The organism is Hohaiivirga grylli, assembly GCF_039655745.1.
Lineage (GTDB): Bacteria > Pseudomonadota > Alphaproteobacteria > Rhizobiales > Beijerinckiaceae > Hohaiivirga > Hohaiivirga grylli.
Map to the genome: position 1 here is coordinate 376,956 of NZ_JBBYXI010000001.1, position 12,470 is coordinate 389,425.

The 12,470-nt window shown below is 51.2% G+C and carries 9 protein-coding genes; 5 read left to right on the plus strand and 4 right to left on the minus strand.

Annotation, left to right across the window (positions count from 1 at the left end):
• Nucleotides 1-377 precede the first annotated feature (377 nt).
• Both WJT86_RS01635 and WJT86_RS01640 read left to right on the plus strand, forming a co-directional pair.
• Entirely contained in the window at nt 378-2,090 is a 1,713-nt protein-coding gene (locus WJT86_RS01635; RefSeq protein WP_346335749.1) for an ABC transporter permease, read from the plus strand.
• Nucleotides 2,091-2,104: 14 nt separating this feature from the next.
• Nucleotides 2,105-3,190, plus strand: a complete 1,086-nt coding sequence (locus WJT86_RS01640; RefSeq protein WP_346335750.1) for an ABC transporter ATP-binding protein — start codon at nt 2,105-2,107, stop codon at nt 3,188-3,190.
• 1 nt (nt 3,191) lies between these two features.
• On the opposite strand, the gene WJT86_RS01645 is transcribed toward WJT86_RS01640, so the two are convergent.
• Both WJT86_RS01645 and WJT86_RS01650 read right to left on the minus strand, forming a co-directional pair.
• Nucleotides 3,192-5,081, minus strand: a complete 1,890-nt coding sequence (locus WJT86_RS01645) for an amidohydrolase (RefSeq protein ID WP_346335751.1) — start codon at nt 5,079-5,081, stop codon at nt 3,192-3,194.
• 69 nt (nt 5,082-5,150) lie between these two features.
• Nucleotides 5,151-5,804, minus strand: coding sequence for a hydrolase (locus WJT86_RS01650; RefSeq protein WP_346336273.1), 654 nt, complete (start codon nt 5,802-5,804; stop codon nt 5,151-5,153).
• A 407-nt stretch (nt 5,805-6,211) separates the two neighbouring features.
• On the opposite strand from WJT86_RS01650, the gene WJT86_RS01655 reads away from it, so the two are divergent.
• Both WJT86_RS01655 and WJT86_RS01660 read left to right on the plus strand, forming a co-directional pair.
• On the plus strand, nt 6,212-6,958 hold the full coding sequence (locus WJT86_RS01655) for an SAM-dependent methyltransferase (RefSeq protein ID WP_346335752.1): 747 nt from the start codon (nt 6,212-6,214) through the stop codon (nt 6,956-6,958).
• Between the two features lie 43 nt (nt 6,959-7,001).
• Nucleotides 7,002-7,208 (plus strand): hypothetical protein, encoded by a 207-nt coding sequence (locus tag WJT86_RS01660; protein WP_346335753.1) that lies wholly within the window; start codon nt 7,002-7,004, stop codon nt 7,206-7,208.
• Here the strand turns inward: WJT86_RS01660 and WJT86_RS01665 are convergent.
• Nucleotides 7,205-8,026: a HEAT repeat domain-containing protein gene (locus WJT86_RS01665; protein WP_346335754.1), complete on the minus strand. Its 822-nt coding sequence runs from the start codon at nt 8,024-8,026 to the stop codon at nt 7,205-7,207. The genes WJT86_RS01660 and WJT86_RS01665 overlap by 4 nt on opposite strands.
• Nucleotides 8,027-8,128: 102 nt before the next feature.
• Between WJT86_RS01665 and WJT86_RS01670 the strand changes: the two genes are divergently transcribed.
• Nucleotides 8,129-9,700, plus strand: a complete 1,572-nt coding sequence (locus WJT86_RS01670) for a sigma factor-like helix-turn-helix DNA-binding protein (RefSeq protein WP_346335755.1) — start codon at nt 8,129-8,131, stop codon at nt 9,698-9,700.
• A gap of 29 nt (nt 9,701-9,729) precedes the next feature.
• On the opposite strand, the gene mutS is transcribed toward WJT86_RS01670, so the two are convergent.
• Nucleotides 9,730-12,468, minus strand: coding sequence for a DNA mismatch repair protein MutS (mutS, locus tag WJT86_RS01675; RefSeq protein WP_407066890.1), 2,739 nt, complete (start codon nt 12,466-12,468; stop codon nt 9,730-9,732).
• Nucleotides 12,469-12,470 lie beyond the last annotated feature (2 nt).

Here is a 12,470-nt window from a genome sequence, read left to right on the forward strand (position 1 = left end):
ACCGGCACAAGCCGCCTGTTCCTGTGAATGTGTTGACGGTGAAGCGGTTAATGTCTGTGAGTATTCCTATGACTATAAACCGTATTGTTCGCGGAACTGTCCGTTTGTTCCTTATTCCATGAAGCCGATTCAGGAGCCTGTTATACCGCCAGTGGGTATGAAGAGCTGTGAACAGCGGCAGGTTATGAATCGGCAGACGCGGCGTTATGAATGGCGCACTGTTTGCGAATAACCCGGCATAAGCACCAATTCGCTTTGCCTTGACCGGATAATCGCCCTATAAGCGCCTGAATACTTCCTGTTCGGGAAATCTGGAAACAGATGCTTTGAACGGGGACAAGGGGTTCATTGCACTGAGTTAATCAGGAAAATAACGTATGGCATCTGCAAGCCAAATCTCTCCGCTTCCGAATACACCTGTTTCGGGTAAAAAACATTTCAGCATCTTCGACCTTGGAGCTTTGCCGGTTTTATCCGTCATCTGGCTCTCTCTGCTGGTGTTTGTGCTCTATCCGGCCTTCAAGCTGCTTTATGTGGTCTTTGTTGTCGATGGTTCCTTCACGCTTGCGAATATCTCGGAAGTCTGGAGCAGCAGCTATAATCTGAAGGCGCTCTGGAACAGTTTGTTTCTTGGAGCAACAGTTGCCATTTCGGGCACCTTCTTAGGTTTCTGTTTTGCCTATTTTACTGTGCGGATGCGGGTGCCGAAGTTTATCAAATGGATTGTTGCGACGCTGACGCTATTACCCCTGATTTCGCCGCCATTTACCAGCAGTGTTGCACTGACACTGGTGCTCGGTCCTAACGGTTTTCTGTTAGAATTTCTGGGCATTTCAGATTTTAAATTCTATGGCTTCTGGGGCACATGGATTGCGGAAACACTGACGTATTTCCCTGTTGCTTATCTGGCCCTTGCGCCTATCCTGCTGTCGCTTGATCCAAGTATGGAAGATGCCGCCCTCTCATTGGGACGTACGCCCTGGCAGGTGTTCCGGACGGTCACATTGCCAATGACGACACCGGGTCTGGCAAACTCACTGCTGCTGCTGTTCGCCAATTCACTGGCTGATTTTGCAACGCCGCTCGTTCTGGCCGGCACGGATTTCCCTGTCTTGCCAACACAGGCCTATCTGCAGATTACTGGACTTTATGATCTGAAAGGTGGGGCCGGGCTGTCCGTTCTGCTATTGGTTCCAGCGTTAGCTGCTTACCTCTTTCAGCATTACTGGGTCAGCCGTCGTTCCTATGTGACGATTACGGGCAAGAGCGGTGCGCGCTCGTCTGTCCGTGGTATGGGGATGGTTGGTGAAACGACGATTGCACTGATCTGTTCTTTCATCACGCTGTTTGTACTTTTCCTTTATGCCATCATCTTCACGGCTGCTTTTGTGAAGATTTTCAACGTCAATCACAGCTTTACGTTGGAGCACTTCCAGTATGTCTTCCAGTTTGGTCGCAAAGCTATTTTTGATACCCTGATCATTGCCGGTATCGTGACACCGCTGGGTGGCCTGCTAGCCGTAGTGATTGGCTTCATCACTTATCGTAAGGCGTACTTTGGGAACCGTCTGCTCGATTTTACCTGTATGCTGAACTATGCTCTGCCGGGTACGGTTGTCGGTATTGCCTATGTGCTCTCGTTTAACGAGAAGCCATTGGCTTTGACTGGTGGGCTGACCATTCTGGTTGCCGCTTATATCTATCGCTATTTTGCGGCAGGTATCCGGTCAGTCGTTGCTTCACTACACCAGATCGACAAAAACCTTGAAGAGGCATCAGCCAGTCTTGGGGCAAGCGGTATGCGAACATTCTTCCGCATTACATTGCCACTGGTTATTCCGGCAGTGCTCGCCGGGATGCGTTATCTGTTCATTCACTCCATGACAGCGATCAGCGCCACCATCTTTCTGGTGTCGATTAACTGGACGCTGCTCACCACCCGCATTCTCGAAAGCATGACGGGCCTGCAGTTCGCTCAGGCCTCCGCTTTCTCCGTGGTGCTGATACTGATTGTTTTCATCGGTAGCGGCCTCATGACATTAATTGCCAATTTCTACAGCCGCCGTCTTGCTGGCGCAGATAAAGAATAACGGGAGCAAAGACTATGGCGACTGCCGATCTCTCAATCCGCAACCTTCGCAAAACCTTCATCAAGGGCAAGGAAGAAGTTACTGCCATCAGCAATGTAAATATCGATGTTGCCAATGGTGAACTGATCACGCTGCTCGGCCCTTCCGGCTGCGGCAAGACAACAATCCTGCGTATGGTTGCAGGATTTGAAACGCCAAGTGAGGGTGAAATCCTCGTTGGTAGCGAGAATATCGTCAACCAGCCGGTGCACTCGCGCGGTATGGGTTTCGTATTCCAGAACTACGCCCTCTTCCCGCATATGAGCATCTTTGAGAACGTGGCTTACGGTCTCAAATCCCGCAAGGATGCAGGCACTATCAATATTGAGCATGAAGTTGCCGAGGCGCTGGAGCTTGTTGGCCTGAAGGGTGTTGGCAGCCGTTTTCCAAACCAGCTCTCCGGTGGTGAGCAGCAGCGTGTGGCATTGGCCCGCGTACTGGTTCTGAAGCCGAAGTTGCTCCTGATGGATGAGCCGCTTTCAAACCTCGATGCCAAACTGCGTCTGCATATGCGTACCGAAATCCGTCGTATCCAGCAGCATCTTGGCATTACCTGCCTCTATGTGACCCACGACCAGAAAGAGGCCCTGACACTGTCAGACCGTGTCATGGTTCTGAGCCGTGGTAAAGTGCAGCAGATCGGGACACCGTTTGAGCTTTATGCGAACCCGGCCACAACCTTCGTTGCGGACTTCATCGGGCAGGCCAATATTCTGGAGGCTAATGCCACCCGCATTGAGGGTGATAATGCTGCTATTGAATTGCTGAGTGCAAACCTGACACTGCGTTACGTCAAGGCATCCGGTACGGCACAGGCTGGCAAGGTTTCAGTTGTGCTGCGCCCTGAAAATATCCGTCTCGTTGAAAAGGGACAGGGAACGCTGACGGCAAAAGTCCAGAACCGTTTCTTCGTAGGTGATCATATGGAATATGAGATCACCCTCTCCAACAACCAGACGATCTTTGCCTTCGTGCCTTATAATCCCGGTATGGAGCTGTATGAGGTTGGCGCAGAAGTCGGGCTAGCCTTTGATGATAAGGCTGCCGTCGTTCTGTTTTAATTCAGACCGCCCAGCAGGCGCAGCCGAGTGCCCCCCAGAAGCCTGCATTGTCAGATGTAGGGACATTGCTGCTCCAGCCTTGGGCATGATCATGTCCATGGACTCCGCAACTATTGGCGCAGCTGCATGAGGCTGCGGCCATGCGACGGAGTGAATAGCGCTGGCCTGCGTCGGCCTTATCACCCCAGGCGCCGTAGCCTTTATAGGTTCTGACCGGGGACCAGTTCGGCATGGCGGGTGGAAGCGGGTTGTCATCAAGATCACTGAAGACACCGCCACCGTAGACGATGCGGCCACCGACCATGGTCAGCTCTGAAACGATAGAGGAGATGTCGTTTTCCGGGCAGCTGAAATAATCGACATCCGGCACAATCAGATCAGCCAGTTGCCCAACCGAAATTTGCCCCTTCTTACCCTCTTCATTAGAAAACCATGTGACTTTCTCAGTCCACATTCGCAGGGCGGTTTCACGGTCGAGGCAATGGGCGCGGGGGTAGAGTGATGTGCCGCCAACAGTTTTACCTGTCACCATCCATGCCAGCGCAACCCAAGGGTTGTATGAGGCAACGCGTGTGGCATCAGTGCCGGCTGAAACCTTGATGCCCCTGTCGAGCATCTTGGCGATGGGTGGTGTTGCTTCAGCGGCCTTGTTGCCATAACGCTCAATGAAGTATTCGCCCTGATAGGCCATGCGGTGCTGAATGGCGATACCACCGCCGAGGGCGGCGACCCGGTCAATTGAGCGGTCAGAGATTGTCTCGGCATGATCAAAGAACCAGTTGAGCCCTTTGAGCGGAATATCCTTGTTCACCTTTTCAAATACATCGAGCGCCCGGCTGATTGTCTGGTCATAGGTGGCGTGCAGACGCCAGGGCCAGCGGTTTTCGGCAAGAATGCGGACAACACCTTCAAGGTCATCTTCCATCTCGGGTGGCATATCCGGGCGGGGCTGGCGGAAATCTTCAAAGTCAGCCGCTGAGAACACTAGCATCTCACCCGCGCCATTATGCCGGAAGTAATCATTGCCCTGTTTGTAGGTGACGGAGGATGTCCAGTTGAGGAAGTCCTCTTTCTCCTGCTGGGGCTTTTGTGTGAAGAGGTTGTAGGCGAGGCGTACGGTCAGCTGCCCGGAATCTGCGAGTTGCTTGATGATTGTGTAATCTTCCGGGAAGTTCTGGAAACCGCCACCGGCATCAATCACCCCAGTGATGCCAAGGCGGTTCAGTTCCCGCATGAAATGGCGGGTGGAGTTCAGCTGGTACTCAGGTGGCAGTTTTGGCCCCTTGGCCAGCGTGGCGTAAAGAATGCCGGCATTGGGTTTGGCGAGCAGCAGGCCCGTGGGGTTGCCCTGTGCGTCCCTGACAATCTCGCCACCCGGTGGGTCTGGTGTGTCCTTGGTGTAGCCGACGGCGCGTAACGCAGCCCTATTCAGCAGTGCGCGATCATAAAGATGCAGCAGAAAAACCGGGGTTTCCGGGGCAATAGTATTGATCTCATCAAGGGTTGGCAGACGCTTCTCGGCAAACTGGTGTTCGGTAAAGCCACCGACAACCCGCACCCATTGTGGGGGCGGTGTGACATGCACCTGATGGCGCAGCATCTCTAATGCGTCGGCTAATGAATGCACGCCATCCCAGCGCAGCTCCATATTGAAGTTGAGACCACCGCGGATGATATGCATGTGGTTATCAATCAGCCCCGGCAGAACCCTCTTGCCATGCAGGTTGATTTTACGGGTCCCTTTCCCGGCCAGTGCTATGATATCCTTCTCATCACCAACCGCCACAAACTTCCCGTTCTTGATGGCGAGGGCTCCGGCAGTCGGATTCGCGGTATCAAGCGTGGTTATCTTTGCGTTATGGAGAATAATATCAGGAGCGGAACCCTTCATGGTGAGAACTCCATTCTGGCCGGTAATGGAAAGAGCGGCAGTTACTTCTTGAAACTGCCGCAGATAATCTCAGTGACCTTCGCCACCATCAAACATTGTTTTGGCGTAAATCAGTCCAAGCCCATAACCGCCACCATTGGCAATAGCTGTTGCAACCGTCTCGTTATAGGTGTCGGAGCGGGCCCAGTCGCGTTGCAGTTCAAGCAGATACTGCACGGATGTCATCGGTCGGGCGCCTGCCTGTACCATACGTTCCATGGCCCGTTCATGGGCTTCATCCGAGACATCACCGCAGGCATCGGCAATGACGTAAACTTCAAAGCCCTGATCAAGAGCCGAGAGTGCAGGCCCGACAATGCAGACACTGGTCCACAGTCCGGCAAGGACAATGCGGGATTTGCCAATGTCATTGACCCGGTCGGCAATCCGCGCATCCTCCCATGTATTCATGGTCGTGCGGTCAATGGCTGCCTCATTGGTAAAGACTTCCTTGATTTCATTGAAGATAGGGCCGGAAAAGCTTTTCTCGGCAACGGTTGTCAGAATGGTCGAAACCTTGAATTCCTTAGCCGCCTTCGCGACAAGCGCCACATTGTTCCGTAACAGAACCGGATCAATCGATTTCGTCGCAAACGCCATCTGTGACTGATGATCAATCATGATCAGGGTATGATCAGTCGGGGAAAGCAGCGTTTTTCCGGGTCTGGCAACAGCTTGAGGCATCATTGTCTCCTTCAGATAAGGGTAACCGCACATATTACGGAGATGGCACGGGTAAAGATGGCCTGAGCCAGAAGGTGGGAGATCATGAGACGGTCAAAGCCTCACCTGACAAACCCTCCCCGGCGCCAATCACAATACCGCTTTTTCACCATACAGAGACTGGATATAGGGCTGTATGCGGGAGGAGCAATGGAGAGCCTGTAAACGAGGTTGGCTCTTATTCTAAAGGGGCATAAAGGCCAGATGAGGCAAGGGACTTAAAGTTCTTCAAGGGACGCAATCACGTCATCAAACAGATTGTGCCAGTAGCCCTTGTCAGCATTTGTTGCCAAACGGGCAATTCATACAAACCTGTGCTATAGTGATCAAAACCTTATCTGTGACAGCAGTTAAAAGGAATTTGAGCATTGGATATTCCACGTATCTTTAACATTACCGAAAGCGCGCACCGCATTCACAACCCGTTCACGGCAGAGAAGCTTGCAACGCTTGGTGCGGCTTTGCGGCTGGAACCGGAAATGCGTCTGCTTGATCTTGGCAGTGGTTCCGGAGAGATGCTGTGCACATGGTCCCGGGATTACGGAATTACCGGTGTAGGCGTTGATATGAGCCAACTATTCTCCGAGCAGGCCAAACGTCGCGCAGAAGAGCTTGGTGTGACTGATCGTGTTTCGTTTATTCATAATGATGCAGCAGGTTTCATGGCCGAGGAAAAGGTCGATGTGGCTGCTTGTCTTGGTGCAACATGGATAGGTGGGGGCGTTGCAGGGAGCATTGCGCTTCTGGAGAAGAGCCTGCGTCCTGAGGGTATCATTCTTATTGGAGAACCCTATTGGGTGAAAAAGCCATCGTCAGATGATGTTGCCAAGGGCTGCCTTGCAGGCTCCGTCTCCGACTTCCTCCTGCTTCCAGACCTCGTCGCTTCCTTCGGTGATCTTGGCTACGACGTTGTGGAGATGGTGCTGGCTGACCGAGAAGGCTGGGACAGATACGAAGCCGCAAAATGGTTTACGATGCGCCGCTGGCTCAAAGAGAACCCGAATGACGAGCTGGCAAAAGAGATCCGCAAAACCCTGACCTCAGAACCCGTCCGCTATGCCACCTACACCCGCGAATATCTCGGATGGGGCGCGTTTGCACTGATGGCACGGTGATGTAGAATTCATCTCTCAAGCTTAGGGAAAGAGTGGCCTGAAATTGCGCATCGCCTCTCTCTGTTTTCTGGGCTTGTCGGTGCTTCTGTTTGTAACAGGATACGCCTATGGCTTGATGGCGCAGAGCTATAACCCCGTTTCTGAAATTGACCAGACGATCGCGGGCTATTTCATTATCTCTTCTTACGGCGCGCTCTTTCTAAGCATCTTCTTTTATGCCGCGAGCTTCTTGAGGAAGCGGCAGGATTAATGCGCTTGAAGGGACGCAATCACGTCATCAAGCAGATTGTGCCAGTAGCCCTTGTCAGCATCCGATTGGGTTTTATCCTTAAGGGCAAGTAGTAAAGGCAGCAGGCTTTTATCACCCATCTTCTCTGCCGCTTCCAGATAGCAGGCCTGACATTGGTCAGTATGTGCCAGCACATCTTTCAGGAACGGTATGATGCGCTTGTCTTGACGCTCGGCAAGCCCGGCAATGGCTTCCGCGCTGACATCTTCATCAGCATCCCGCACATTCTGCCATAAGGCATCCGTGATGTCTGGCGTATCCTGCGGTACCAGAGACCCAAGCGTAAATGTCGCCCAATCCCGCACCTGATTATCCCGATCCTGCGTCAGCATAATGACCGTATCAACGGCAAGTGGTGCCTCGTAATACCCAAGCGCAAAGGCCACCGCATAACGGATATTCGCATCCTGATGCGTTGCATAGGCGGCAATGCGTTCCAGAACATCAGGAAACGGCCGATGCCCAAGCCCGACAATCGCCGCTGCAATCACAAGCGGATGCGGATCATCAAGATGCTTTGTGAGCAGATGATGCGCTTCATCAATCCCATAAGGCACAAAGCTTTTACCCTGCCAGAAACCCAGCTGTGAAATAACATTCACCCCCAACTCCCGCTTCCGCCAGTTCCGCGACCGACACAGCTTTTCAGCGAGCTGAATGGTTTCCGGCACGCACTGCTGACGCAGAGCATGAATCGCCTGCCAGCTCTCATCGCTGTTGCGGGACTGGAGAGCGGTTAGGGTGAGGGATTTAGGAGACGGGTATGAATAGTATGCCATGAATTTAATAACTGCTTTGCACTATTCGTTGAATTCAATTTTATATTTATTATCTTAGAATAAATATATAGAAATTTATTCTAAATATGTTATCGGGTAGCTATGGCTACGATGACAAAAAATTCTAAAGATCTTTTGGGCAGCAGCGGGAGTCTCTGGACACAAAAAGAAGAGAAGCTCTTGTATGAACGGACAGCTCAAGGTTTATCTTTAAAAGAAATAGCCCAATATCATAAACGGACAGTTGGAGGTATTCGCGCACGTCAGAAGCGATTGGGATTACGTGATGAAGAAACTGGTCAGTTGCTTGATCCATTGCAAGAATTTCAACCATTTTCTAAAGAAGATATTAAATTAAAATTAATTAAAAAAACTTCTAATGAAATAAAAAATAATTATTCAGAATATTGCATATCAGAAATATCTAAATTAATTTTTAAAAAATATAGTACAGAAAGTACAGTTGATTTAATCTGGGAAGCTATTCGGTGGGATATATTTATATATTTTGATTCAAAAAAATTAGAAATTTTTCTAGAACGTAATAAAGAAATTATTATATCAAGATTAACTCCAGATAATGATGAATTTCCATACAAAACACTTCAACAACTTGGTGAAAAATTTAGTATAAAACGAGAGCGTGTTCGTCAGATTCAGAATAAAATATTTCGGAGATTTCGTCACCCAAAACGTAAATTTTGCCAGACATTAGATTATGTTCTTAACCAATTACTCTCAGATAATAGTTATGATACCTTTGAGGCAGAATGCGCTTGGCTAAGTCAAGAACTTCTTCACTCAGAGAGTGCTAAACACTTTAATTCTCACGTTCTACGCGCCTTATATCATAGACATGAAAAGTCTAGTTTAAGCCTAGAAAATTTATTAAATATTTTAAGTCAGAATATTACTGCTCAACAGCAGAAAAGACATCTAGAGAATAGGCGATTATTTGTTAAGGAAGCCAGTATTCAATTTTCTAATAAAGCAGATAATTTTGTGAAAAATGTACTATCAAAAGCTCAATTTAGTTGTACTTTTGCTGCAGATATAATTGAGCTAAGCAGCTTGCCCCCTCTACGAACTTGTAAAGGGAATAGACAAATCTTCGTCAAAACTTTGAAGCGAATGGTTGCTTATGAAAGTAGCGGTGAGAAAAAATTTATTAAAGCATTTGATCGTTGCCAGATCATTGACCAATTTGCTGAGCAGGCAATAAGAGTTCCTTATTCCGAGGATGGTAGAGCGCACGACTATATCCCTGATCTAATTATTCGGACTATAGAAGGATTGGTATTTGTAATAGAAGTAAAATCTCGCTTGCGATTAGCAGATAGGGCGGTACAACTTAAAGCAAAAGCGGCAGTAGAATATCTGGGAACGAAGGGCATTGGTTATTGTTTAGTGGATGTGGAAGGATTTTCTGCGAATGATCTTCAACAAGTCGAAGTTGATGAAGAGTTAAAGATATTTTTGCGTCGCTGCTTAAGAGAGAAAGGTATTATAAGGTACCGGGATATTAAAAATTATATTAATGGTGGCCCAGTACGCGATATTATGGATCAAGTACAAAGTTTAGTTTTAAGGTATAATCTTAATTATCAAACCTCTCTTTTTCCACTTCCAGGAAAGGAAAATAAGTATCGTTTTGATTTTAAATTAAAAATTTAGATAAGATATTTATATTAATACAGCTGATTTTATTGAGCTTTATTCTTTAACAGATACAACGCCTCTAACGCCTCCCGAGGCGTCATGCTGTCCGGGTCTATGTCTTCCAGCGCTTTCCGCAACGGGTCATCCTTTGGCTCTGGTATTTCCGTAACTTCCGGAACACGCGTCTGTGCCTGGGCCATCGCAAACAACGGAAGATCATCAATAATCGCCCGCTTTGGCTGCTCTCGGTCGGAGCGTTCGAGCTCAGCGAGAATAACCTTGGCGCGGTTGATGACGGCGGTGGGGAGGCCGGCGAGGCGGGCGACCTGGAGGCCGTAGGAGCGGTCGGCGGCACCCGATGTGACCTCGTGGAGGAAGACGACTTCGCCTTTCCATTCGGTGACCTTGAGGGTGGCGTTTTCCAGACGCGACAGCTTTTCAGACAGCACCGTCAGTTCATGGAAGTGAGTCGCGAAGAGGGAGCGGCAGCGGTTGATTTCGTGCAGGTTCTCAATGGCGGCCCATGCGATGGAGAGGCCGTCGAATGTGGAGGTTCCACGGCCGATTTCATCGAGAATGACTAATGAGCGTGCCGTGGCCTGATTGAGGATGGCGGCGGTCTCGACCATTTCAACCATGAAGGTTGAGCGTCCGCGGGCAAGGTCATCTGCTGCGCCAACGCGGGAGAACAGGCGGTCAACAATGCCGATACGGGCTTCGGTTGCGGGCACGAAGGCACCCATCTGGGCGAGAATGGCAATCAGCGCGTTCTGGCGGAGATAGGTTGATTTACCGCCCATGTTCGGGCCGGTGATCAGCAGAATCTGGCCGCCGGGATTACTGCTCGTTTCTGGGCTTGAAAGATCGCAGCCATTGGCGATAAAGGATTTGCCGTCACGACGAAGGGCGGCTTCCACCACCGGATGGCGGCCGCCCTCAATGTGGAAGGCAAGGCTTTCATCAACATGCGGGCGCACCCATGCGAGCTCAACCGCAAGTTCGGCAAGGCCAGCGAAGACATCAGCGGCGGCAAGAGCGGCAGCCGTTGCGGCGATATCGCGGGACTGGCCAACGATAGTGTTGCACAGGCGGTCAAAAATGCCGAGCTCGATGCGTAAGGCGCGGTCTGAGGCCGAGGCGATTTTGGCCTCAAGCTCACCGAGTTCCACCGTGGTGAAGCGCATGGCGTCAGACATCGTCTGGCGATGGACGTATTTCTCACGCTGGTTCTGGAACATCTCCTGACCGACGTTCTGTGGTACTTCGATGTAATAGCCGAGCATGTTGTTGTGCTTGATGCGGAGGGTGCGGCAGTCAAGCTCGGTGGCGTATTGGGCCTGTAGGGAGGCGATGAAGCGGCGGGAATCCTGCTGGAGTTCGCGGGTTTCATCAAGCTCCGGTATCGCGCCGGGGCGGATGAAGCCGCCATCGCGTTTCAGCAGTGGCAGTTCATCATCAAGCAGGGCGGCCAGTTCATCGGCAACTGATGTATCCAGTGATGTGATGGTGCGGATGATTGATGTGAGTGCCTGCGGCAGTTCACCCTGCTGGCGATCGAGCAGGCCTGAGAGTTCACGCGCGGCAAACAGGCCATCGCGCAGGGCGGCCAGATCACGCGGGCCGCTGCGGCCAAGACCGAGGCGGGAAAGGGCGCGGGAGATATCCGGTATCTTCTTGAGAACAGCGCGGATGTTATCGCGCAGAGGGGTGTTCTCGACAAAGAAGGCGACGGCATCCTGACGGCGATGGATGCGGGTGGGCTCCATCAAGGGCCCGGCCAGCCATTCCGCCAGCAAGCGGGTGCCGCCCGGTGTCTGGGTGCGGTCAATCGTTGCCAGAAGGCTGCCGTTACGCTCACCGGAAAGGGTGCGGGTTAATTCAAGATTGGCGCGGGTTGCGGCATCAATCGAGAGCGTTGTGCCATTAGCCTCGGCAATCGGTGGAAGCAGTACGGGTTTGTCATCAAACTGGGTCTTTTCAATGTAGAAAAGCGCAATGCCGGCAGCGGCAATCTCGGGGCGGCTGAAAGAGCCAAAAGCATCGAGAGAGGCAACATTATAATAATCACGTAGACGCTGCTCAGCCGATGATGATTCAAAACCGGAGCCTGCGAGGGGCGTCACGGATGTGCGGATTTCACGCCAGAAACCGAGGAGTTCTTCATCGTAATAAATCTGCTCGGGCAGGACAATTTCGCGGGGTTCAAGGCGTGCTATGGCAGCGGCAAGGTTTGCCTGATCACTCTCTGCCAGTACGAAGCGCCCGGTTGAGATATCGACGGCAGCGAGGCCATACATCCAGCTTTCATCAGCCTGTTTGCGTCGTGCAATCGTCAGGAAGAGATTGGCCTGACCGGGCTCGAGCAGGCGCTCCTCTGTGATGGTGCCGGGGGTGACAAGGCGAATGACTTCACGGCGGACGACTGATTTGGGCCCGCGCTTTTTGGCTTCTGCCGGGTCTTCAACCTGTTCGCAGACGGCAACGCGCTGTTCAGCGGCAATCAGGCGGAGCAGATAATCATCGGCGCGATCAACCGGTACGCCACACATCGGGATATCATTGCCCTGATGCTTGCCACGTTTGGTCAGTGCGATGCTCAGCACGCGGCTGGCAACCTCTGCATCCTCGAAAAACAGTTCGTAGAAATCTCCCATACGGTAGAACAGCAGGCAATCGGGGTACGCGCTCTTAATCTCAAGATATTGCGCCATCATTGGCGTGATCTTGTGATCAGCCGATGGTTTTTCCTGCGATTTGCTCTGGGTCTGTGTGGGATTTGTCATGA

Bases quoted from the DNA above. Each gene is read 5' to 3' on its own strand.
- WJT86_RS01635 (WP_346335749.1), top strand. From the start codon at position 378: ATGGCATCTGCAAGCCAAATCTCTCCGCTTCCGAATACACCTGTTTCG.
- WJT86_RS01640 (WP_346335750.1), top strand. From the start codon at position 2,105: ATGGCGACTGCCGATCTCTCAATCCGCAACCTTCGCAAAACCTTCATC.
- WJT86_RS01645 (WP_346335751.1), bottom strand. From the start codon at position 5,081: ATGAAGGGTTCCGCTCCTGATATTATTCTCCATAACGCAAAGATAACC.
- WJT86_RS01650 (WP_346336273.1), bottom strand. From the start codon at position 5,804: ATGCCTCAAGCTGTTGCCAGACCCGGAAAAACGCTGCTTTCCCCGACT.
- WJT86_RS01665 (WP_346335754.1), bottom strand. From the start codon at position 8,026: ATGGCATACTATTCATACCCGTCTCCTAAATCCCTCACCCTAACCGCT.
- WJT86_RS01670 (WP_346335755.1), top strand. From the start codon at position 8,129: ATGGCTACGATGACAAAAAATTCTAAAGATCTTTTGGGCAGCAGCGGG.
- mutS (WP_407066890.1), bottom strand. From the start codon at position 12,468: ATGACAAATCCCACACAGACCCAGAGCAAATCGCAGGAAAAACCATCG.